The organism is Actinomadura chokoriensis (assembly GCF_039529475.1).
Taxonomy (GTDB): Bacteria; Actinomycetota; Actinomycetes; order Streptosporangiales; family Streptosporangiaceae; genus Spirillospora; species Spirillospora bangladeshensis.
Genome location: NZ_BAAAMW010000008.1, coordinates 100,216 through 121,260 on the forward strand (window position 1 = coordinate 100,216; position 21,045 = coordinate 121,260).

Below are 21,045 nucleotides of genomic sequence, written 5' to 3' on the forward strand. Positions count from 1 at the left end.
GAAATTCCCGGTGGCCGGGTCTTCCTCAGGGCCGCGCGATCACTGGTTGTCGGTGTCCTTGCTGGGCTGGACGCGTTTGGGCTCGCCCGGCATCTTCGGGTAGTTCGGCGGATACGGCATGTCGCCGAGGCCGTGGTCCTTCTCGTCGCGGTCGGCCATGTCGAGGAGGGCGTCCAGGGAGAAGGCCTCGTCGTCGATGGACGCGTGGAGGTCGCCCAGCTCGGCGAAGCGCGCGGGCATCGTGGCGATGGTGAAGTCGCGGGGGTCGACGCCGGGCAGCTCGTCCCAGGTCACGGGGGCGGAGACGGGCGCGTGCGGGGCCGGGCGGACGCTGTAGGCCGAGGCGATGGTGCGGTCGCGCGCGTTCTGGTTGAAATCGATGAAGATCTGCTCGCCGCGCTCCTCCTTCCACCACTTCGTCGTGACGTCGGCCGGGTTGCGGCGTTCGACCTCGCGGGCGAAGGCCAGGGCGGCGCGGCGGACCTCGGTGAACGTCCAGCGGGGCTCGATGCGCACGTAGATGTGCACGCCCGCCTTGCCGGACGTCTTGACGTACCCCGTGTACCCCAGCTCCGCCAGCAGATCACCGGCCGGGCCGAGCGCCACGCGGACGGCGTCGGAGAAGTCGGTCCCCGGCTGCGGGTCGAGGTCGATGCGCAGCTCGTCCGGGTGGTCGACATCGCCCTTGCGGACGGGCCACGGATGGAAGGTCAGCGTGCCGAGGTTCGCGGCCCAGGCGATCACGGCGGGCTCGGTCGGGCAGACCTCGTCGGCGGAACGCCCGCTGGGGAAGGCGATGCGGGCCGTCCGCACCCAGTCGGGCGCGCCCTTCGGGATGCGCTTCTGGTAGAACGCGTCGGACTTGCCCGCGCCCATGCCGGCCTGGCCGCGCGCGTAATCCTCGCGGGTGGCCATCCTGGCGCCCTCGAAGACCCCGGCGGGCCAGCGTTCCAGGGTCGTCGGGCGGTCGCGCGTCGCGCGCAGGATGCCGTCGCCGACGGCCAGGTAGTACTCCACCAGCTGCCGCTTGGTGTAGCCGTGCTCTGGAAAGTAGACCTTGTCGGGATTGGTCACCTTGACGAGGCGATCCCCGACCGGGATCTCGATGAAGGGCGAGGCCATGTACTGCACGTTAACCCACGTGCACGACAGTCCTCGGGGACGTCCGCGCCGGGTATTTTCGGAGGCATGGAGAAGATCCGCAAGAGCGAGGACGAGTGGCGGGCGCAGCTCAGCCCCGAGGAGTTCCGCGTGCTGCGCGAAGCGGGCACGGAGAAGCCCTTCACCGGCGAGTACACCGACACCAAGACCGTCGGCGTGTACCGGTGCCGCGCCTGCGGGACGGAGCTGTTCCGGTCGGAGACGAAGTTCGAGAGCCACTGCGGCTGGCCGTCGTTCTACGAGCCGTCCGGCTCCGACAAGGTCACGCTGATCGAGGACCGCTCCCTCGGCATGGTCCGGACGGAGGTGCGGTGCGCGGTGTGCGAGTCCCACCTCGGGCACGTGTTCCACGGTGAGGGCTACGCCACCCCGACCGACGACCGGTACTGCATCAACTCCGTCTCGCTGACCCTCGAACCCGCCGAGTAGGTCAACCCGCGCACGGCCCCGGACGTCCTACTGGCGAAGGCATAGCGTCGGGGGCCTCGCATGGACGAGTTCGACCACTACGAGCTGGCTTATCTCTGCGGCGGGCCCGTCCGGGTCGTCCAGACCGCGGTGCTCGCCCTGTCGGAGGCGCGCCGCATCCGCATGTCGCGCGGGACGCACCGGGTCGACGTCGTGCGGCGCGAGTCCGACGATCCGGTGCAGGCCGCGGTGCTCGCCGAGATCCCGGACACGGGGCGCCCGCTCGGCCAGGTCATCGAAGCGGCCGCGCGGACCCCGGAGATGGACGCGATCACCGCCCGGCTCGCGGAGGCCGGCCTGGTCCGCCCCGGCTCGGCCAGGCTCACCCGCGGCGGCCGGATGATCCGCCGCGGCCTGATCCGGGACGGCGCCGACGAGCCGTCCGCCCTGCACCGCCTCGCGATGGTCGGCCCGGCGGGCGTCGAGGACGCGCGGCTGCGGGAGATCCTGGAGAGCGGCGACTCGAAGCCGGTCAAGCTGCGCCGCGGGCGGTGGCGGGGCCACCACCTGGAGTCGAGCGGTCTCTCCGACACCCAGTACTCCGGCTACGGGGACGGCGGGGGCGCGGGCTACTAGCGGGTCTCGCCGACCTCGCAGTCGTCCCTGCCGCTCTGCTTGTTGGCGAGGACGACGCTGCCGTTGTCGTCGCTCCTGCCGTGGACGAAGACGCGGGGCTCGTCGTCGCCGCCGTCCTTCAGGAACCGGGTCGTCCACTCGCAGAGGTCGATGGCGGGCTTGGAGTTCTCGTCGTCCTCGCCAAGGTCGGTATAGACCCGGACGAACTGCCCGCTGCGGCGGACGTCGGTGACATGCCCGACGACCTTGCCGTCCGGGTCCTTGGACCGGAGGTACGGGACCGCGTCGGGGATCTCGTCGGGGTCGCCGACGGCGGTCTCGATCTTCTCGTGCGGGGACGGGGAGGCGTCCGCGCGGGCGGCGGCCGTGCGCGGCGCCGGGGCGGACCCGTCGCCCGGAGCCAGCGTCAGCGCGGCGGCGGTGGCGAGCGCCGCCACCGCCGCGGCCAGGGCGCCGGCCGCGGCCAGCCGGCGCCGCCGGGACGCCCGTACGGCCGCGACCAGGCGGTTCCAGCGGATCGCGACCTCGGACGGCGGTCTCGCGTGCCGTCCCCGGTGCCGCGGGTCGGGAGCCTTGCTCACGGACGGCACTGTACTGCCGATCCGCGCCGGGCCCGGCCGGATCAGGCCAGATTGGCGACGAGTTCGGCGACCGGCTTGCGGCGGCCCGTGTAGAACGGGATCTCCAGGCGGGTGTGCAGCCGCGCCTTCGCGCCGCGCAGGTGCCGCATCAGGTCGACGATGCGGTGCAGCTCGTCGGCCTCGAACGCGAGCATCCACTCGTAGTCGCCGAGCGCGAACGCCGCCACGGTGTTGGCCCGGACGTCGGGGTACTCGCGCGCCATCCTGCCGTGCTCGGCGAGCATCGCGCGGCGCTCCTCGTCCGGCAGCAGGTACCACTCGTACGACCGGACGAACGGGTACACGCACACGTAGTCGCGCGGGGTCTCGTCGGCCAGGAACGCCGGGATGTGGCTCTTGTTGAACTCGGCCGGGCGGTGCAGCGCCATCTGCGACCACACCGGCTCGCTCGCGCGGCCGAGGGCCGTCCGGCGGAACCGGGTGTAGACCTCCTGCAGGTCGTCCGGCGTGGAGGCGTGCCACCAGAACATGTAGTCGGCGTCCGCGCGCAGCCCGGCGACGTCGTAGGCACCGCGGGTGGTGACGTCCTTCCGCGCGGCCTGGTCGAGGAGGTCCTGCACCTCGGCGGCGTCCTGCTCGCCGAGCGTGCCGGGCTTCGCCACGCGGAAGACCGACCACATCGTGTAGCGGATGACGTTGTTGAGCTCGCGCGCCTTCGGCTTGCCCGCCTGATCAGCCATGTTCCACTCCTTCTCGACTGCGCAGATGGTCCAGCACCCGGGTGGCCGCCGCGCGCGCCGAGGCGATGCACGCGGGGATGCCGAGGCCGTCGTAGGCGGCGCCGGCGACGGCGAGCCCCGGCGCGGCGGCGACCGCGGACCGGACCTTGGCCACGCGGTCGGCGTGGCCCACGTTGTACTGCGGGAGGCCGCCGCCCCACCGGGTGACCCGGCTCTCGGCGGGCAGCTCGGTGACGCCGCAGGTCGCGGCGAGCTCGGCCATGGCGGTGGCGACCAGCTCCTCGTCGGCCTTCTGGAGCGTGCGCTCCTCACCGAACCGGCCGATGGAGCAGCGGACCGCGATGAGGCCGCGGTCGCGCTGCCGCAGGTGCGGCCATTTTACCGAGCTGAACGTGACGGCCTTGACGCCCCGTCCGCCGCTGTCCGGATCGCTCTCCACACCGGGGACGAGGTAGCCGCTGCCCTTCGGCAGGCGCGGGAACGCGGTGGCCCGGTAGACGAGCGTGATGATCGCCATGCTGGCGTAGTCGATGCCGGCCAGCTCGCGGGCGGCGGCGGGCACGTCCTCGGCGAGGAGCCGGGACGCGGGTGCCGCCGGCGCCGCGACCACCACGGCGTCGGCGTCCAGGTACTCGGGGTCGCGGGTGGGGCCGATGGTGAGCCGCCAGCCGTCCGGGGTGCGGCGCAGCTCGCGGACGGTCGCGCCGGTCCGGACGGTGCCGCCGGCGGCGGTGATGTCGGCGGCGACCAGGTGCGGGAGGGTGCCGAGCCCGTCCGGGAGCGTGGCGAACACGGGGCCGGGGTCCTTGGGCGCGGCGGCGCGCAGGCCCTGCACCGCGCTGATCAGCGAGCGGTGGCCGCGCGCGGCGGAGGCGACGGCGGGCAGCGTCGCGTCGAACGACAGCAGCTCGACCCGGCCCGCGTACACGCCGCCGAGCAGCGGCTCGACGAGCCGGTCGACGACCTCGCGGCCGACGCGGGCGCCGATGAAGTCGGCGACGGACACGTCCCCGCCGCGCGGCGTCTCCGGCAGCACCAGGTCGAGCGGGACGCGGGCGAGGCCGGCCGGCGACAGCACCTGCGACGCGGCGAGCGCCTTCAGGTCGGACGGGACGCCCATGACCTGGCCGGCCGGGAGCGTGCGCAGCGCGCCGCGGCTGAGGATCGCCGAGGAGGTCGTGCCGGGGTTCACCAGGTCGTCGGAGCGGCCGAGGTCGCGGACGAGGTCCATGCCCTCGGGGCGGCGGGCGAGCATCGACTCGGCGCCCTCGTCCACCGGGATGCCGGCGATCTCGCCGACCTGGAGCTTGCCGCCGATCCGGGGCGAGCCCTCCAGCACGGTCACCCGCACGCCCTCCCGGGCGAGCACGCGGGCCGCGGCGAGGCCCGCGATGCCGCCGCCGACGACGACGGCATGGGAGGTGGCATGGGAGGTGGCCATGGCTCCAGCCTTCCAGACGCTCCGCCGGATCGCGCACCGGGGCGCCCGGAGCGGCGAGCATCACACCGCCCCGTGCGACACGGCCGGAGGGGATTTTTGTCGCGGATGTGACAAGATCCCCATACCGCGCCAGTGGATACTGGCACGCATGATCCCCTGGAAGGCTCCACTGGCCGCCGCCGCCGCGATCCTGCTGGCCGCCGGGCTCGTCTCCCCGGCCTCGGCCTCGACCCGGGGCGACTTCGCGCCGGTGCCGCTCCCGTTCTTCTGGCCCAACAACTACCTCTACGACGTCGACGCCGCCTCCCCCGACAGCGTCTGGATCACCGGGACTCAGGGCGAGCTGGTCGTCCCCGGCCCCGTCCCGGGTACGGGGAAGTCGATTCCCGGCAACCCCGTCGTCCGGCGCTGGAAGAACGGCGGCTGGGTCGAGTACGACCTCCAGAACCTGCCCAACCAGGCCACCGTCACCGACGTCGACGCCGTCGCCCCCGAGGACGTGTGGATCAACGCCGCCCGGTCCGGGAGCTCCGCCGCGGCGGGCCCCTACCTCGGGCACTTCACCGGCTCGCGGTTCGAGGAGGTGGCCCTGCCGTCGCCGTCCAAGACCCTGACCGTCCAGGCGAGCGCGGCGGGCGTCTGGGTGACCGTCGACAGCGGCGTCTACCGCCGGACGGGCGGCACGTGGACGTTCGTCACCGCCTACCCGGACGTCTACCTGCGGACCGCGCACATCAGGGCCGACGACGACATCTGGGTCATCGGCACGCCCGGCCCGTACGACCAGGTCCCCCAGGCGTTCCACTGGGACGGGCGGTCCTGGGCGAACGTCCCCGTGAACGGGCTGCCCGAGGGCCGCATCGGCATCCTGGACATGGTCGCCCTGTCCCCCACCGACGCCTGGGCCATCGGCTGGAACGTCAGCACGTCGCCGATCACGTCCGTCATGCTGCACTGGGACGGCACCGCCTGGACCAGCGTCGCCCCGCCGCCCGGCCTCAACGGGCTCTCCAAGATCGTCAAGGGTGAGAACGGGGAGCTGTGGGCCGTCGGGCACCTGCTCGACGAGCCCGCCAAGCCGGGCCTCCTCCACTACAGCGGCGGGACGTGGACGCGGGTGCCGACCACCGCCGTCCCGAACCGGACCAACTTCAACGCGTCCGCGCTGGCCGTCGTCCCCGGCACCGGCGCCCTGTGGACGCTCGGCCCGGTCAACATCGGCGGCCCGGTCGTCCTCAGCGACGGCTGAGGGGCGGCGTACCGGCGATCTCCCGCTGTGGACGGTCGGGGCCGGGGCCATCGGCGGTCCCGTCGTGCTCACCGACCGCCGAGCCCACGCGATCACGGCCCGCAGCGGGGCCGGGCCGTGATCGGCGTGCCCGCACCGCGGCCTCGCGTCGTTTGTGGCCCTTTCGTGATTCGTCCCACGGAACGGTGACCTGCATCACCTCGTCCAAGCCGCATGCGGATCGTCAGGAACGTCACATGTGCGCTGGTCGTCCTGCTGCTGGCCGGGGTCCTGGCCGCATGCGGCGGCGGGAGCGACTCGTCCAGTTCGGAGGCCGTGGACCGGGGCGGGGCCGCCCCCGCACCGGCGGCGGTGCCCCAGAACGAGGCGGGCTCGGCGGCGGGCAAGAGCGCCACCCGGAACGGCACCACCGGCACGACCGGCGCGCGGGCGCCGCTGCCGACCGGGCGCGAGGTCGTCCACACGGCGCGCCTGCGGGTCCGGGCCGGGGACGTCGAGGAGGCCGCCACCAAGGCCAAGGAGCTGGCGACCTCGGCCGGCGGCTACGTGGAGCAGGAGTCCAGTTCGAGCGACCCGGCCCGGTCGCAGATCACGCTGAAGATCCCGTCCGACCGCTACAGCGGCGTGCTGGACCAGCTCGGCACCCAGCTCGGCACCAAGCTGTCGCTCTCCCAGGAGGCCGAGGACGTCACCGGCGAGGTCGCCGACGTCGACGCGCGGGTGCGGTCGGCGAAGGCCGCGCTGGAGTCGTTCCGCAAGCTGCTCGGGCGCGCGAACTCCGTCGGCGAGGTCATCCAGGTCGAGCAGGAGATCGCCCAGCGCGAGGCCGACCTGGAGGCGCTGCAGGCGCGGCAGAACTCGCTCAAGCACCGCACCCGGTTCGCGACCGTCACCGTGACGCTGGTGACCAAGACCGCGGCGCCCAAGGAGGACGAGGAGCGCGGCGGCTTCATCGGCGGGCTCCAGAACGGCTGGGACGCGTTCACCGCGTTCATCGGCGGCATCGCCGCCGCGGTGGGCTGGCTGCTGCCGTTCCTCGTCCTCGCCGCCGCGATCGGCTGGCCGCTGCTCGCCCTGCGGCGCCGCCGCCGCGCACGGCCGGCCGCCCCGAAGGCGGAGACGGGCGCGAAGCCCGAGCCGGAGACGGCCGACGCCGGCGCCGGATCGGGATCGGGGTCGGGCTCGGGTTCGTCGCAGCAGCCGCCCGCCTAGCCCGCGTCCTCGCTGCTCGCCTCGTGGACGAGGTCCGCGAGGCGGGCCAGCATGTCCGGGTCCGTGGACGGCAGGACGCCGTGCCCCAGGTTGAAGATGTGGCCCTCGGCGGTGCGGCCCCGGGCCAGCACGTCGCGGGCGCGGCGCTCCACGGTCTCCCACGGCGCGAACAGGATCGCCGGGTCGAGGTTGCCCTGCAGCGCCTTGCCCGGCTCGACCCGGCTGACGGCCTCGTCCAGCGGGACGCGCCAGTCGACGCCGACGACGTCCGCGCCGGCCTCGCCCATCGGGCCGAGCAGCTCGCCGGTCCCGACGCCGAAGTGGATGCGCGGCACGCCGAGCGGCTCGACCTCGGCGAAGATGCGGCGGGTGTGCGGCAGCACCGACTCGCGGTAGTCCTGCGCGGCGACGGCGCCGACCCACGAGTCGAAGACCTGCACGGCGCTCGCCCCGGCCGCGACCTGGAGCTTCAGGAACGCGATCGTGAGGTCGGCGAGGCGGCCCATGAGGTCGGCCCACAGCTCCGGCTCGCCGTACATCATGGCCTTGGTGCGCTCGTGGTTCTTGGACGGGCCGCCCTCGATCAGGTACGAGGCAAGCGTGAACGGGCCGCCCGCGAAACCGATCAGCGGCGTCGTCCCCAGCTCGCCGACCAGGCCGCGCACGGCCTCGGTCACGTACGGGACGTCGTCGGGGACGAGCGGGCGCAGCGCGTCGAGGTCGGCGGCCGACCGGACCGGGTCGGCGATCACCGGCCCGATCCCCGGCTTGATGTCGAGGTCGATGCCGATCGCCTTCAGCGGCACCATGATGTCGCTGAAGAAGATCGCCGCGTCCACCGCGTAGCGGCGCACCGGCTGCATCGTGATCTCCACGATCATGTCGGGGCGGGTGCACGACTCCAGCATCGGGACGCCCTCGCGGACCCGCAGGTACTCCGGCAGCGACCGGCCGGCCTGGCGCATGAACCACACGGGCGTGTGCGGCACCGGCCGGCGGCGGCAGGCCAGCAGGAAGGGGCTCTCGGCGAGGGCGCCGTTGTCAGGCGTGTTCGGAGAGTGCTCGTCCGAACGGGCAGCGTCAGCGGTCACGTTGTGATGGTCCCATGGAACCCCGGTGGGTAAGGCACGGGTGTGGCCTCAGGGGCGGAACGAACTTCCGGACACGCCGAGCGAAGTCCCGCATTCTGTCACCGGCGCGTGCGAACGTGATGCGTGTCATAGCCGAGGGAGGTTCCCCCTTGTACTGCTCCACCTGCGGTGATGAACGCGTGTTCGAGCAGCCGCCGTGTCCGGACGGGCACGGTGCGGAGTGCCCGGAGCGGGCCTGCGTCGAGTGCGGCACCGCCGTCCTGGTCGGCCTGCCGCCGGTGACCGCCGCGGCCCGCGAGAGCGCTCCGTCCGGCGAGAGCGCTCCGTCCGGCGAGACCGCTCGGGCGCCGCGCCGCGCCGAGACCGTGCGGGCCGTGGCCTGACCGGCCCGGCCCCCGAGACGAAACCACCTGTGCCGTGCCTGTTTCCCCTCCGCATCCCCCCGTCGCCGCGCGCGGCGGCGCCCCGTCCCGGCAGCACCGCCCCGAGCCGCCCTCCGGCGCTCGGCCACTCACTCGCGACCAGGCCGGTCCTCCCATGAACCCACCTCCCGCCTTCCAGCGGGCCGTCGACACGCTGCGCTCGTTCCTCGACGGCCCCGCCCTCCGGCCGGAGCTCGACCTGGAGGACATGCCCGCCCCGCAGCGCCTCGCGCCCTTCGCGGCGGCCATGTCCGGCAGCGTCTACCGCGACGACGACACCGAGGTCGCCACGGGGCGCCTCATCGTCCTGTACGACCCGGAGGGCAGACCCGGCTGGACGAACGGGTTCCGCGTCGTCGCCTACATCCGCGCCGACCTGGAGCCCGACATCGCCGCCGACGAGCTGATCGGCTCCGTCGCGTGGGACTGGCTGCTCGAGGCGCTGGAGCCCGCCGGGTACGCCAACGTGTCCGGGACGGTCACCCGCGCGGTGTCGGAGAGCTTCGGCGACAAGCGGGACGAGCCGTCCACCACCGAGCTGGAGCTGCGCGCCTCCTGGTCGCCGACCGGGGACGACCTCGCCGGCCATGTCGCGGCCTGGTGCGAGGTGATGTGCACCACGGCGGGGCTGCCGCCCGCCGGCGTCGCGGCGATGCCCGATCGGCCCGGCGGAGGCGGTTGAGGGCCGGACGGGCCGGGCGGTTGAAAGACGTACGGTAGGGGGCGTGAGCACAGCGTCCGAGACCGAGGCGGCGGGGGAGAACACGGAAACAGTGGGAGTGTCCGAAACGCGCGCCACCGGCCCCCAAGGGGAGACCGGTGCGGAGGAGACGGCCGTCGAGCAGCGGCCCGGGACCGTTCCCGAGCAGGTCGGGGCGGAACAGGGCTCCGGCAGCGCGGAGGCCGACACCGGCCCCCCGGCCGTCCCGCTGCTGGAGCCGCGCGAGGGCGTCCCGACCGTGGTCACCACGGCCGCCGCGCTGGAGCGCGTGGTCGCGGCGTTCGCCGCGGGCACCGGCCCGGTGGCGGTCGACGCCGAGCGGGCCTCCGGCTACCGGTACGGGCAGCGGGCCTACCTCATACAGCTCCGCCGCGCGGGCGCGGGCACCGCGCTGATCGACCCGATCGCCTGCCCCGACCTCTCCGCGCTGGACGCCGCGCTCGCCGGCGCCGAGATGGTGCTGCACGCCGCCAACCAGGACCTCCCGTGCCTGGCCGAGGTCGGCCTCGTCCCGCGCCGGCTGTTCGACACCGAGCTGGCCGGGCGGCTGCTCGGCTACCCGCGGGTCGGGCTCGGCTCCATGGTCGAGAACGTGCTGGGCTTCCTGCTGGAGAAGGGCTACTCGGCGGCCGACTGGTCGACCCGCCCCCTCCCCGAGGACTGGCTCCGCTACGCCGCGCTGGACGTCGAGCTCCTCGTCGAGCTGCGCGACTCCCTGCAGGAGGAGCTGGAGACCGCGGGCAAGCTGGGGTGGGCGCTGGAGGAGTTCGCCGCCATACTGGCGACGCCGCCGAAGCCGCCGCGCCCCGACCCGTGGCGCCGCACGTCCGGCATCCACCGGGTGCGCAACCGGCGGGCCCTCGCCACCGTCCGCGAGGTGTGGACGGCGCGCGACAAGATCGCCCGCGAGCGGGACCTGTCCCCCGGCCGCGTCCTGCAGGACGCGGCGATCATAGAGCTGGCGCAGAAGTCCCCGAAGACGCCCGCCGAGCTGCAGGCCCTCCCGACGATGCGGGGGCGCGGCGCCCGCCGGCACCAGTCGGCGTGGCTGCGCGCCGTCGCCCGCGCCCGCGACCTGTCCGACCGGGCGCTGCCGGAGTCGAACCTGCCCGGTGACGGGCCGCCGCCCGCGCACCGCTGGGCCGACCGCGACCCGGAGGCCGCCAAGCGGCTCACCGCCGCCCGCGCCGTCGTCGCCGCGCTCGCCGACGAGCACTCGATGCCGTCGGAGAACCTCGTCCAGCCCGACTACGTGCGGCGGCTCGCCTGGACGCCGCCGGCGGAGTCGTCGCCGTCGGCGATCGGCGCCGCGCTCCGCGGCCTCGGCGCCCGGCGCTGGCAGGTCGAGCTGATAGCGCAGCCGATCGCCCGCGCGTTCCTGCGGCTGGAGACCAAAGGAGATCTGTAGGCCCCGGGCGGGCCGCGCCGGCGGTCACCTCGTCCGCCGGCCGGCCCGCTCCGGCGCGCCGCCGCGCGGGTCAGCGCCCGCTGTAGAAGTCGGCGTACCGGGCGCGCAGCGCCTTCTTGTCGAGCTTGCCGACGCTGGTCCTGGGCAGGTCCTCGACGATGATGATCTCGTCGGGGAGCTGCCACTTGGCGAACGCGGCGGACAGGTGGGTCCTGAGCGCGCCGAGGTCGATCTCGTGGCCGGGCTCGGGCACGACCAGGGCCACGGGGCGCTCCTGCCACCGGGGGTGCGGGGCGCCCACCACCGCGGCCTGGCGGACCGCGGGATGGCCCGCGAGGGCGTTCTCCAGGTCGATGGAGGAGATCCACTCCCCACCGGACTTGATCACGTCCTTGAGCCGGTCGGTGATCTTCAGGTACCCGTCGACGGTGATCACGCCCATGTCGCCGCTGCGCCAGTAGCCGCGGTGGAACTTGTCGGTGTCGTCCGACTTCCAGTAGCTCTCGGTGATCCACGGGCCCCGGATGCAGATCTCCCCCACCGACGTCCCGTCGTGGGGCAGGAACGAGCCGCCGGGGCCCAGCAGCCGGATGTCCACCCCGGCCACGGGCAGCCCCTGGGAGCGCTTGAGGTCCCAGAACTCGTCCTCGCCCAGGCGCCCCTCCAGGGAAGGCTTGGGCCGGTTCGAGGTGACCAGCGGCGCGGTCTCGGTGGCGCCGTACCCGTGCACGATCGAGGCGCCGGTCAGGTCGTGGTAGCCCCTGATCAGGCTCAGCGGCGGCTCGGTGGAACCTGAGATCATCCGCGCCCGGGACAGGTCCGGCGGCTCGGGCAGGGAGCGCAGGTACTCCAGCATCGGCGCGAAGATCGCCGGCGCCCCGTTGGTCACCGTGACCCCGTAGTCCACCATCGCCCGGGCGAGCACGCCGATCTCCTCGGCGGAGAAGCGCCCCGGCAGGACCACCCGCGCCCGCGCGTACACCGCCACCTGCGGCAGGCCCCAGCACTGGGCGTGGAACATCGGCGTCGTCAGCAGCACGGTGTCGTGGTCGCCCACGGCCTGGTCGGCCGCCCACATCATCGTGTGCAGCACGATCCCCCGGTGGGAGTAGAACACGCCCTTGGGACGTCCGGTGGTGCCGGTGGTGTAGCACGCGCTGTAGGCCGAGGTCTCCGCGATCACCGGCCAGTCGAACTCCTCGTCCTGGCGGGCCAGCAGCGCCTCGTGGTCCAGGGGGTCCGGCAGCGAGGTCTCGATCTCCGGCAGCGGCCGGTCGCTCATGACGACCCAGCGCCGCACCTGCGGGCACCGTGCCGCCAGTTCCTCCGCCTGGCCCAGCAGCGACTCGTCGACGCACACCACCGTGGCGCCCGCGTGCTCGACGACGTACGCGAGGTCGTCGGCGGCCAGCCGCAGGTTCATCTGGAGCATCACGGCACCGAGCCCGGGGATCGCCCAGTACAGCTCGAAGTGCCGCAGGTGGTTCCAGTCCAGGACGCCCACCACGTCGCCCGGCCCCACGCCGAGGCCGGCCAGCGCGTGCGCCGTCCGCGCCACCCGGCGCCATGTCGCCGCGTACGACGTCCTGTGCCACGCACCGGCCGCGTCCCGGAAGACGATCTCCTGCTCCGGATGGGTCACCACCGCCTGGCGGAACAGGTTCGTGGTGTTCAGCTGGTAGCCGTCCCCGTGCGTCGACGGATGACCGGTCACGAAATCAGACAAAGTGCCACCTTTCCCCCGACACGCACCCGGGGCCGGAGCGGGGATCCACTGCCCTTGCGGCAGCAAGTTCTCTTGATATCAGAAACGTCCTCCTTGACAAGGGAAGAGTCTGTGTCCAGAATTCATTTCTGGACTACAGAAAGAGGTCTCCGTGTTCGACCCGTCCGACGTCGTCGGCCCGGTGCGCGAGGGCATGCTGCCCGCGCACATCTACAACGACTCCGAGATCTTCGCAGCCGAGCGGGAGACGGTCTTCGCCCGCTCCTGGGTCTTCCTGGCGCACGAGTCGGAGATCCCCCAGGCCGGCGACTACGTGGTCCGCCGCGTCATGGAGAACTCCTTCATCGTCAGCCGCGCCGCCGACGGAGCGGTGCACGCCATGTTCAACATGTGCCTGCACCGGGGCATGCAGGTGTGCCGGGCCGAGCAGGGCAACGCCTCGCACTTCCGCTGCCCGTACCACGGGTGGTCCTACCGCAACGACGGCCGGATCGTGGGCCTGCCCTTCCACCGGGAGGCGTACGGCGGCGAGACCGGCTTCGCCAAGCGGGGGCAGCGGCTCCTGCCCGCGCCGTCGATGGACACCGTCAACGGCCTGATCTTCGTCTCCCTGGACCCCGAGGCGCCGCCGCTGCGCGAGTTCCTCGGCGACTTCGCGTTCTACCTGGACTACTACACCCGGCAGAGCCCGAGCGGGGCCGAGGTGCTCGGACCCCAGCGATGGCGGATCAAGGCCAACTGGAAGATCGGCGCGGAGAACTTCGCCGGGGACATGTACCACACCCCGCAGACCCACGCGAGCGTCGTGGAGATCGGCCTCTTCCGCGAACCGAAGGCCGAGAAGCGCAAGGACGGGACGACCTACTGGGCCACCGGCGGCGGGGGCACCACCTACAAGCTGCCGCCGGGGACGCTCGACGAGCGCCTGCGCTACGTCGGCTACCCCGACGAGATGATCGGACGGATGAAGCAGGTCTGGTCGGCCGAGCAGCTCGACCTGATCGGGCGCGACGGCTTCATGGTCTCCGCGGCGTCGGTCGTGCCGAACCTCAGCCTCGTCCACAACTGGCCCCGGGTGGCCGACTCCGACGACGTGCTCCCCTTCGTGTCACTGCGCCAGTGGCAGCCGGTCAGCGCGGACGAGACCGAGGTGCTCTCCTGGTTCCTGGTCGACAAGGAGGCCCCGGAGGAGTTCAAGGCGCTGTCCTACAAGGCCTACCTGATGTGCTTCGGCAGCAGCGGGATGTTCGAGCAGGACGACGTGGAGAACTGGGTGTCGCTGACCGCCACCGCCTCCGGCACCATGGCGCGGCGGCTCCTGCTCAACGGCCGGATGGGCCTGCTGCCCGACGGTTCGGCCATCGTCCCGCCGCTGGGCGGCGACGAGTGGGCGGGTCCGGGCGAGTCCCGGGTCGGGTACGGCGAGTACAACCAGCGCCACCTGATGAACCGCTGGGCCGACCTCCTGGAGGCGGGCCCCCTCACGGCGGCCGGCGTCAGCGTCGGCACCCCGGGACGGGACGGTGCCCGGTGACCGAGCACATCCCGGTCTCCTCCGCCGACAGCCCGCTCGGCGCGCGGGCCACCCCGGCCGCCCCGGTGGGCGGCCCGCTCCCGTTCTCCGATCCCGCGCACCTGGCCGCGCACCAGTGGCTGGTCGAGGAGGCCTACCTGCTGGACCGGCAGGACCTGGAGGAATGGCTCGCCCGGATGACGGAGGACGTCCACTACTTCATGCCGATCCGGGTCACCACCTCCCGGGGCGCGGGTCACGACACCGCCCGGCGGATGGCGCACTTCGACGAGGACCTGTACTCCCTGGGGCGCCGGGTCGCCCGGCTGCGCACCGAGCACGCCTGGACCGAGGACCCGCCCTCGCGGCTGCGCCACCACCTGTCCAACGTGCGCACCTTCGCCACCGACGTGCCCGGCGAGATCCTCGTGGAGTCGGCGGTGCTGCTCTTCCGCAGCCGCGGCGACGTCAACGCGCCGTCCCTGCTCTCGGCGGGGCGCAGCGACGTGCTGCGGAGCGTCGGCGGCGCCTGGCGGCTCGCCCGCCGGCACATCACCGTCGACGAGTCGGTGCTCCGCACCCAGAACCTGGCGGTCTTCCTGTGAGCCTGCACTGGGAGGGGGAACTGGAGGACCGGGGCCGCGCCCGCAAGGCCGCGGACGAGCTGGCGGCCCTGCGGGCGGGGGTGGCCGGCGAGCCCCTGACCCTCGGCAACGAGTTCGCCGAAGCCCGGGTGAGCCTCGTCCAGACCCGCAACGGCGTGCGCCTGCTGATCGAGGCGACCAGGTCCGGGCAGTGGGTCACCCTGGACCCGCTGGAGCTGGAGGCGCTCACCTGGCAGGGGACGGCGACGTTCTCCGCGATGGTCGGCCACCCGTTCTCCCCCCTGTTCCCCGAGCCGGACGACACGGAACGGGACGGCACAGCGCAGGACGGAACAGGGCAGGACGGCTCCGGCGGGGCGGTCTCGTGAACGGCCCCGTGCTGGACGGCCGGCGCGCGCTGGTGGTCGGCGCCGGTTCGGGCATCGGCCGCGCGGTGGCGGAGCGGTTCGTCGCCGAGGGGGCGGCGGTGGTGGCCGTGGAGCGCGACGAGGCCAAGTGCGAGGACCTGCGCGGGGCGCTCCCCGGCATCGACGTCGTCCACGGCGACGCCTGCGAGTCCTCGGTCAACCGCGACGCGGTGGCCCGGTGCCGGGAACTCCACGGCGGGCTGGACGTCCTGGTCCACTGCGCCGGCATCTTCGACTTCTACCGCCCCCTCGACGCCGTCGCCGAGGACGCCTTCGACGACGCCTTCGACGAGATGTTCTCGGTCAACGTCCGGGCGGCCATGCACGGCGTCCGCGCCGCCCTGCCCGAGCTGCGGCGCAGCCGCGGCTGCGTCGTGCTGACGGAGTCGACCTCGGCCTACCGGCCGGGCCGGGGCGGCGCGCTCTACATCTCCACCAAGTTCGCGGTCCGCGGGCTGCGCATCGCACTGGCCCACGACCTCGCCCCCGAGGTCCGCGTCAACAGCGTCGCCCCCGGAGGCACCGTCGGCACCCGGCTGACCGGCGCGCGCTCGCTGGGGCTGGACCGGCGGCACCTCGACGGCCCCGGCCGCGCCGAGAGCATCGCCGCCCGGGTCCCCCTGCGGGTGGCACTGTCCGGCGAGGACCACGCCTGGAGCTATGTGTTCCTGGCGTCGCCGATGTCCAGGGGGATGACGGGCACCGTCCTGCACAGCGACGGCGGCGCCGGCGTCGGCGGCTGACAACGACACGAGAACCAGGAGTCCGAAGTGCCCTCCCTGACAGTGAACACCGGCGCCTGCCAAGGCTATGCGAGCTGCGTCATCGCGGCCGACGACTACTTCGACATCGACGACGACGGCCTCGTCGTGCTGCTGGCGGCCGAGGTCCCCGAGGCCGACCGCGAGCGCGTCGAGCACGCGGTCCGCAGCTGCCCCGCGGCGGCTCTCCGGCTCGAGGGAGCATGACCGGCGGCGTGGTGGTCGTCGGCGCTTCGGTGGCGGGGGTCACCCTGGCCCGGACGCTGCGCTCCCGCGGTTTCACCGGCCGCATCCGCCTGGTCGACCGGGAGGCGGAGGAGCCCTACGACAAACCGCCCCTGTCCAAGGGACGGCCGGCGGAGCCCGTCCGGCTGCTCACCCGCCCGGAGGCGGAACGGCTCGGCCTGGAGCTGCTGCTCGGCGCCGAGGCGACCCGCCTGGATCCCGCCGCCCGCCGCCTCGTCCTGTCCGACGGGCGCCGGCTCGGCTACGGCGCGCTGGTGATCGCCACCGGGGTGCGGGCGAGGCCGTCGCCCTGGACCGGTCCCGGTGTGCACACGCTGCGGACGCTCGCCGACGCGCGCGCACTGCACGCCGCCCTGGCCCGCGGCGGCGACCTCGTCGTGGTCGGCGCCGGCTTCATCGGGTCGGAGGTCGCGAGCACGGCGATCGCTCGGGGCTGCCGGGTCACGCTGGTGGATCCGCTGCCCAACCCGCCCGCCCGGATCGTCGGCCGGACGGTGGGCGACCGGATCCTCGCCTGGCACGTCCGGGCAGGGGTGAACCTGAGACTGGGCCGGAGCGTCCGGGCCCTGGACCATCGCCCTGACGGGCTCGCGGTCCGGCTCGACGACGGCGAGGTGCTCCGCGCCGATGACGTGCTGGTGGGGATCGGCGCGCAGACCGACGTGGAGTGGCTGGCCGGATCGGGCCTTCATCTCCGGGACGGCATCGCCTGCGACCGGTACGGCCGCGCCCTGGGCGCCGACCGCGTCTTCGCCATCGGCGACGTCGCCGGCTGGGCGGCGGCGGACGGCTCCCCCGGCCGGCGGATCGAGCACTGGACCTCCGCACAGGAGCAGGCCAGGTGCGTCGCGGCGACCCTGCTCGACCCCGGCCACCCGCAGGCCCCCGGCGACGTGCCCATGGTGTGGAGCGACCAGCACGGCCGCACCGTCCAGGTGCTCGGTGCCGTGGACCCCGGCGCCGAGCCCCGGATGGTCGAGGACGAGGACCGGCTGCTCGCCCTGTGGGGCGGCGAGCGCGTGGTCGGCGCGGTGTCGCTGGGGTGGCCGCGCGCCTCCCTGGCCGCGCGCCGGGCCATCGCGAGCGGCGCCCCGGTGACGGCGGTCCTCGACGCGGTGACCGCCCGGAGGGCGGCGCCCCGCCAGCCGACAGCGCCCCTAGAGGAGGCCGCCCGATGACACCGCACGCCGACGACGACCTGCAGGAGCTTCGGCACCAGCTCGCCTTGGGGTGCCGCGTGCTGGCGGCCCGCGACCTCTCGCCGGGGTTCCTCGGCCACATCAGCCTCCGCCTCGACGACGAGCGGATCCTGGTGCGGTGCCGCGGCCCGCACGAGTCGGGCCTGGCCCACACGACACCGCGGGACGTGCGCGTGGTGACCCTCGGTGGGGAACCCGGGCTACCCGGCGAGCTGGACGGCTGGACCGTCCCCCACGAACTCCCCCTCCATGCCCGGATCCTGCGCCGGCGCCCCGACGTCCGGTGCGTCGTGCACGCGCACCCTCGCCGCACGGTCGCCGCCGACCTGGCCGGCCTGGTCCTGGAGCCGCTCGTGGGGGCCTACGACATTCCGGGCTCCGCCCTGCTGGCCGCCGGCATCCCGGTGTACCCCCGCTCGGTGCTGGTGAGCAGCGACGCGCTGGGGGACGAGGTGGCCGAGCACCTCGGCGACCGCGCCGCGGCCCTGCTGCGCGGGCACGGCGTGGTGGTCACCGGCGGCTCGGTCCCGGAAGCGGTGCTCCGCGCCGTCTCCATCGACGAGATCGCGCACCTCTGCCTGCTCGTCGCCTCCGCCGGGGGACGCCCCCGCGCCATCGACGAGGCCGACCGGGCCGAGCTCCCCGACCTCGGCGGAAGCCTCAACCTGGACGTCGCCTGGCGGCACGAGCTCTCCCGGCTGCCCGAACCCTCCCGCCCCTGACCGGCCCCGGCCGTCCGGCACCGTCCTGCACCGTTCAACGAGGAGACCTGTTGTCCCACGTCACCGACATCACCCAGCTCTACGCGCGCTACGCCTTCTCCATCGACGGCGCCGACCTGGAAAACCTGCGCGGCTGCTTCACCGACGACGGCGGCATCGAGATCATCGGCGGGCCCTCCTTCGCCGGCGCCGAGGGACTCGCCCGGCTGGTCGCCGGCCGTACGGCGGAGTCGCCGCGCCACGAGAACGCCAATGTGCTCGTCGACCTGGCCGGCGACGAGCACGCGACGGGCCGGGCCTACTTCGTGCTCCGGGGCGCCGACGGGCGGACGGCCGCCGCGGGGAACTACCTCGACCGGCTGGTCCGCACCGAGGCCGGCTGGCGGTTCGCGCACCGCCGGATCACCTTCACCTGGCGGGCCTGACGCGACCTCCGGCGCCCTCTCCGCGAGGGCGCCGGAGACGCCTCCACCTCCCTTTCTCCAACTTGCAGAGCATCTCTCTTCTATTTCTTTATAGTCTGGTCTAATGTTTGGTGACCCGTGTCACCTGCGCGGATCCACCGAGCGAGAAAGACGGAAGGCCCCATGCTCAAGAGGTCACTGACCGCGCTGGCGGTCGCCCCCCTGTTGACTCTGGCCGCATGCGGCGGCTCGGGCTCCGGCAAGACCGGGACCGGCGCCGACGGCGTCGCCATGGGCCCCGGGGTCACCGACGACGAGATCAGCGTGACCGTGATCAGCGACTTCTCCGGCCCCATCGCCCAGGGCGGCATCGCCGGCTCGCTCGGTGTCGAGGCGAAGATCGACCAGGTGAACCGCGAGGAGGGCGGCATCTGCGGGCGCAAGGTCGTGGTCGACAAGCGCGACACCAAGTACGACCCGCAGATCACCACGCAGCAGTACCGGTCCGCGGCGCCGAAGAACCTGATGGTGGCCCAGTTCGTGGGCACCGCCGGGCTGAACGCCGTCCGGACCAGCATCGAGCGGGACGACATGCCCACGCTCTCGGCGTCCATCAACACCCAGACCCTCGACCTCCCCAACGTCTACGTCGCCATGCCGCCGTTCGAGGTCGAGCTCATCAACGGACTGGTCTGGGCCGCCGAGCAGGCCGGCGCCTCGTCCTCCAAGACCGTCAAGGCCGGGTTCGTGACGTCGGCCGACGAGACCGGCAAGGTCTACCTCGACGCCCTCAACCACGCGGCGAAGGCCACGCCGGGCGTGAAGGTCGTCGCCGAGCCGACCTACACCAACGCCGACAAGGACTTCACCGCCCAGATCAACGCCCTCAAGAGCGCCGGGGCCGAGATCGTGATGCTGGGCGTCACCCCCGCCCAGACCGCCGGCCTCATCGGCCAGTCGGCCCAGTTCGGCTACAAGCCGACCTTCGTGTCCAGCTCGGGCGCCTGGTCCTCCAGCCTCGGCAAGCCGCTGAAGGGCCTGCTGGACAACTACTACGTCTCCGGCGGCTACGGCACCCTCAACGACGACAACGCCGGCATCCGGGCGCTGACCAAGGCCCGCGAGACCTACGCGCCCGACGCCAAGCCGGACAACTTCGAGGTCGGCGGCTGGATCAACGGGACCGTGGTCGTGGCGGCGCTGCGCAAGGCGTGCGAGGCCAAGGACCTCACCCGCAAGGGCGTCAAGAAGGCGATGGTCGACCTCGAGGTCCCCTTCGACGACATCCTTCCCCCGATCAACCTCGGTGACGGCGACTCGATCGTGAGCTACCAGTCCCGCATCAACAAGATCGGAGAGGACGGCGTCCAGGAGCCGGTGGCGAAGTTCTTCGAGTCCCCGGCCGCGAAGTCCTGGGGCGACTCCAGGGGCAACTGACGGCGCCGGGGGCGGGGCCCGACCCGGCCCCGCCCCCGGGCTCCACTCCCACACCCCGACGAGGACTTCCAGATGACCCTCTTCCTCCAGCTCGGTTTCCAGGGCGTCGCCCTGGGCCTGGCCTACGGGCTGATCGCGCTCGGATTCGTGATCATGTTCAAGGGCTCGCACACCTTCAACTTCGCCCACGGCCAGTTCGTGGCCATCGGCGCCTACGCCGTGCTGATCCTGCTCCCCCGGCTGCCCTACATGCTGGCCTTCATCGGCGCCGTGGCGCTGACCGTCGGCCTCGCGCTGGTGGTCGAGCGGCTGCTGATCCGCGGCCTGATCGGACGGTCGGTGACCGTCGTGGTGCTCGCCACCCTCGGCATCTCGACCATGCTGCACAACGTGATCCTGATGGTGTGGGGCGTCGGCAGCCACGACTCGGTCGGGCCGACCGGGGCCGGCACCACCTCCGTGGGCTCGGTCGTGCTGCCCAACAGCGCTCTGGCCACCGTGGCCGCCTCGGTCGTCGTCCTGGTCGCCGTCGCCCTGTTCTTCCAGCGGACGCGCTACGGGCTGGCGCTGCGCGCGACCGCGAGCAGCCAGGAGGCCGCGATGGCCCAGGGCATCGACGTGGGGCGGATGTTCGCGCTCTCCTGGGCGCTGGCGGCCTTCCTCGCGGTGACCGCGGCGGTCTTCCTCGCCTCGTTCCCCCGCGTCGTCTCCCCCGACCTCGGCGACCTCGCGCTCATCGCGATCCCGGCGATCGTCATCGGCGGCATGGACTCGCTCGTCGGAGCCGTCGTCGGCGGCCTGGTCGTGGGGCTCACCCAGGTCCTCGGCTCCGGCTACCTCAGCGACGTCGGCGGCGGGCGCCTGCACGACGTGCTGCCCTACGTCCTCATGCTCCTGGTCCTGCTGATCCGGCCCTACGGGCTCTTCGGCAGCCGCAGCATCGAAAGGGTCTGAG

Annotated in this window: 23 protein-coding genes; 17 read left to right on the top strand and 6 right to left on the bottom strand. The window is 73.3% G+C overall.

All coding sequences use genetic code 11. The features are described 5' to 3' along the window. Window positions 1-39: 39 nt before the first annotated feature. Window positions 40-1,122 (bottom strand): DNA polymerase domain-containing protein, encoded by a 1,083-nt coding sequence (locus tag ABFX46_RS19225; RefSeq protein WP_346043844.1) that lies wholly within the window; start codon window positions 1,120-1,122, stop codon window positions 40-42. Between the two features lie 66 nt (window positions 1,123-1,188). Here ABFX46_RS19225 and msrB point away from each other — a divergent pair, with 66 nt between their 5' ends. Both msrB and ABFX46_RS19235 read left to right on the top strand, forming a co-directional pair. Further along, window positions 1,189-1,590, top strand: a complete 402-nt coding sequence (msrB, locus tag ABFX46_RS19230; RefSeq protein ID WP_346043845.1) for a peptide-methionine (R)-S-oxide reductase MsrB — start codon at window positions 1,189-1,191, stop codon at window positions 1,588-1,590. A 60-nt stretch (window positions 1,591-1,650) separates the two neighbouring features. Beyond that, on the top strand, window positions 1,651-2,205 hold the full coding sequence (locus ABFX46_RS19235) for a TIGR04222 domain-containing membrane protein (RefSeq protein WP_346043847.1): 555 nt from the start codon (window positions 1,651-1,653) through the stop codon (window positions 2,203-2,205). Here the strand turns inward: ABFX46_RS19235 and ABFX46_RS19240 are convergent. From ABFX46_RS19240 to hemG, 3 genes are read right to left on the bottom strand one after another with little or no spacing between them, the layout of a single operon-like run. Then, entirely contained in the window at window positions 2,202-2,786 is a 585-nt protein-coding gene (locus ABFX46_RS19240; RefSeq protein WP_346043848.1) for a hypothetical protein, read from the bottom strand. The genes ABFX46_RS19235 and ABFX46_RS19240 overlap by 4 nt on opposite strands. Window positions 2,787-2,827: 41 nt before the next feature. Further along, window positions 2,828-3,526, bottom strand: coding sequence for a hydrogen peroxide-dependent heme synthase (gene hemQ / locus ABFX46_RS19245; protein WP_346043850.1), 699 nt, complete (start codon window positions 3,524-3,526; stop codon window positions 2,828-2,830). Beyond that, on the bottom strand, window positions 3,519-4,967 hold the full coding sequence (gene hemG / locus ABFX46_RS19250) for a protoporphyrinogen oxidase (protein WP_346043851.1): 1,449 nt from the start codon (window positions 4,965-4,967) through the stop codon (window positions 3,519-3,521). The genes hemQ and hemG overlap by 8 nt, the downstream gene beginning before the upstream one ends. Before the next feature lie 148 nt (window positions 4,968-5,115). On the opposite strand from hemG, the gene ABFX46_RS19255 reads away from it, so the two are divergent. Next, window positions 5,116-6,216, top strand: a complete 1,101-nt coding sequence (locus ABFX46_RS19255) for a hypothetical protein (protein WP_346043853.1) — start codon at window positions 5,116-5,118, stop codon at window positions 6,214-6,216. Window positions 6,217-6,429: 213 nt separating this feature from the next. Beyond that, window positions 6,430-7,428: a DUF4349 domain-containing protein gene (locus ABFX46_RS19260; protein ID WP_346043854.1), complete on the top strand. Its 999-nt coding sequence runs from the start codon at window positions 6,430-6,432 to the stop codon at window positions 7,426-7,428. Here ABFX46_RS19260 and hemE read toward each other — a convergent pair. Further along, window positions 7,425-8,438: a uroporphyrinogen decarboxylase gene (gene hemE, locus ABFX46_RS19265; protein WP_346044207.1), complete on the bottom strand. Its 1,014-nt coding sequence runs from the start codon at window positions 8,436-8,438 to the stop codon at window positions 7,425-7,427. The two genes, ABFX46_RS19260 and hemE, sit on opposite strands and share 4 nt — an antisense overlap. A 230-nt stretch (window positions 8,439-8,668) precedes the next feature. Here hemE and ABFX46_RS19270 point away from each other — a divergent pair, with 230 nt between their 5' ends. The 3 genes from ABFX46_RS19270 (at window position 8,669) to ABFX46_RS19280 (ending at window position 11,070) form a co-directional block, all read left to right on the top strand. Continuing rightward, entirely contained in the window at window positions 8,669-8,902 is a 234-nt protein-coding gene (locus tag ABFX46_RS19270) for a hypothetical protein (protein ID WP_346043856.1), read from the top strand. A 154-nt stretch (window positions 8,903-9,056) separates the two neighbouring features. Next, window positions 9,057-9,623, top strand: coding sequence for a DUF3000 domain-containing protein (locus ABFX46_RS19275; RefSeq protein WP_346043858.1), 567 nt, complete (start codon window positions 9,057-9,059; stop codon window positions 9,621-9,623). Between the two features lie 247 nt (window positions 9,624-9,870). Continuing rightward, window positions 9,871-11,070 carry an HRDC domain-containing protein gene (locus ABFX46_RS19280; protein WP_346044209.1) on the top strand — a complete coding sequence of 400 codons (1,200 nt, stop codon included), beginning with the start codon at window positions 9,871-9,873 and terminating at the stop codon, window positions 11,068-11,070. 70 nt (window positions 11,071-11,140) lie between these two features. Here the strand turns inward: ABFX46_RS19280 and ABFX46_RS19285 are convergent, their stop codons facing one another. Then, a complete protein-coding gene (locus tag ABFX46_RS19285) occupies window positions 11,141-12,796 on the bottom strand; it encodes a long-chain-fatty-acid--CoA ligase (RefSeq protein ID WP_346043859.1) in 1,656 nt (551 codons plus the stop codon). A 151-nt stretch (window positions 12,797-12,947) separates the two neighbouring features. Between ABFX46_RS19285 and ABFX46_RS19290 the strand changes: the two genes are divergently transcribed. From ABFX46_RS19290 to ABFX46_RS19335, 10 genes are all read left to right on the top strand, one after another. Then, complete coding sequence (locus tag ABFX46_RS19290) at window positions 12,948-14,330, top strand: aromatic ring-hydroxylating oxygenase subunit alpha (RefSeq protein WP_346043861.1); 1,383 nt, start codon at window positions 12,948-12,950, stop codon at window positions 14,328-14,330. Then, the gene (locus tag ABFX46_RS19295) at window positions 14,327-14,914 is read left to right on the top strand and encodes a 3-phenylpropionate/cinnamic acid dioxygenase subunit beta (protein WP_346043862.1); all 588 of its coding nucleotides are present in this window, start codon (window positions 14,327-14,329) and stop codon (window positions 14,912-14,914) included. The genes ABFX46_RS19290 and ABFX46_RS19295 overlap by 4 nt, the downstream gene beginning before the upstream one ends. Continuing rightward, complete coding sequence (locus tag ABFX46_RS19300) at window positions 14,911-15,282, top strand: hypothetical protein (protein WP_346043864.1); 372 nt, start codon at window positions 14,911-14,913, stop codon at window positions 15,280-15,282. Before ABFX46_RS19295 ends, ABFX46_RS19300 begins: the two co-directional genes overlap by 4 nt. Continuing rightward, window positions 15,279-16,064: an SDR family oxidoreductase gene (locus ABFX46_RS19305; RefSeq protein WP_346043866.1), complete on the top strand. Its 786-nt coding sequence runs from the start codon at window positions 15,279-15,281 to the stop codon at window positions 16,062-16,064. The genes ABFX46_RS19300 and ABFX46_RS19305 overlap by 4 nt, the downstream gene beginning before the upstream one ends. A 27-nt stretch (window positions 16,065-16,091) precedes the next feature. Beyond that, window positions 16,092-16,289 (top strand): ferredoxin, encoded by a 198-nt coding sequence (locus ABFX46_RS19310; protein ID WP_346043867.1) that lies wholly within the window; start codon window positions 16,092-16,094, stop codon window positions 16,287-16,289. Further along, window positions 16,286-17,506, top strand: coding sequence for an NAD(P)/FAD-dependent oxidoreductase (locus ABFX46_RS19315; protein WP_346043869.1), 1,221 nt, complete (start codon window positions 16,286-16,288; stop codon window positions 17,504-17,506). Before ABFX46_RS19310 ends, ABFX46_RS19315 begins: the two co-directional genes overlap by 4 nt. Next, window positions 17,503-18,249: a 3,4-dihydroxyphthalate decarboxylase gene (gene phtC, locus ABFX46_RS19320; RefSeq protein WP_346043871.1), complete on the top strand. Its 747-nt coding sequence runs from the start codon at window positions 17,503-17,505 to the stop codon at window positions 18,247-18,249. The genes ABFX46_RS19315 and phtC overlap by 4 nt, the downstream gene beginning before the upstream one ends. A gap of 50 nt (window positions 18,250-18,299) precedes the next feature. Beyond that, window positions 18,300-18,674: a nuclear transport factor 2 family protein gene (locus ABFX46_RS19325; protein WP_346043872.1), complete on the top strand. Its 375-nt coding sequence runs from the start codon at window positions 18,300-18,302 to the stop codon at window positions 18,672-18,674. 162 nt (window positions 18,675-18,836) lie between these two features. Then, on the top strand, window positions 18,837-20,090 hold the full coding sequence (locus ABFX46_RS19330; RefSeq protein ID WP_346043874.1) for an ABC transporter substrate-binding protein: 1,254 nt from the start codon (window positions 18,837-18,839) through the stop codon (window positions 20,088-20,090). A 72-nt stretch (window positions 20,091-20,162) separates the two neighbouring features. Continuing rightward, window positions 20,163-21,044 carry a branched-chain amino acid ABC transporter permease gene (locus ABFX46_RS19335; protein ID WP_346043876.1) on the top strand — a complete coding sequence of 294 codons (882 nt, stop codon included), beginning with the start codon at window positions 20,163-20,165 and terminating at the stop codon, window positions 21,042-21,044. The last annotated feature ends 1 nt before the right edge of the window (window position 21,045 follow it).

Coding starts and splice junctions, on each gene's coding strand:
- ABFX46_RS19225 (WP_346043844.1), bottom strand. CDS start 1,122: ATGGCCTCGCCCTTCATCGAGATCCCGGTCGGGGATCGCCTCGTCAAG.
- msrB (WP_346043845.1), top strand. CDS start 1,189: ATGGAGAAGATCCGCAAGAGCGAGGACGAGTGGCGGGCGCAGCTCAGC.
- ABFX46_RS19235 (WP_346043847.1), top strand. CDS start 1,651: ATGGACGAGTTCGACCACTACGAGCTGGCTTATCTCTGCGGCGGGCCC.
- hemQ (WP_346043850.1), bottom strand. CDS start 3,526: ATGGCTGATCAGGCGGGCAAGCCGAAGGCGCGCGAGCTCAACAACGTC.
- hemG (WP_346043851.1), bottom strand. CDS start 4,967: ATGGCCACCTCCCATGCCACCTCCCATGCCGTCGTCGTCGGCGGCGGC.
- ABFX46_RS19255 (WP_346043853.1), top strand. CDS start 5,116: ATGATCCCCTGGAAGGCTCCACTGGCCGCCGCCGCCGCGATCCTGCTG.
- ABFX46_RS19260 (WP_346043854.1), top strand. CDS start 6,430: ATGCGGATCGTCAGGAACGTCACATGTGCGCTGGTCGTCCTGCTGCTG.
- ABFX46_RS19275 (WP_346043858.1), top strand. CDS start 9,057: ATGAACCCACCTCCCGCCTTCCAGCGGGCCGTCGACACGCTGCGCTCG.
- ABFX46_RS19315 (WP_346043869.1), top strand. CDS start 16,286: ATGACCGGCGGCGTGGTGGTCGTCGGCGCTTCGGTGGCGGGGGTCACC.
- phtC (WP_346043871.1), top strand. CDS start 17,503: ATGACACCGCACGCCGACGACGACCTGCAGGAGCTTCGGCACCAGCTC.
- ABFX46_RS19330 (WP_346043874.1), top strand. CDS start 18,837: ATGCTCAAGAGGTCACTGACCGCGCTGGCGGTCGCCCCCCTGTTGACT.
- ABFX46_RS19335 (WP_346043876.1), top strand. CDS start 20,163: ATGACCCTCTTCCTCCAGCTCGGTTTCCAGGGCGTCGCCCTGGGCCTG.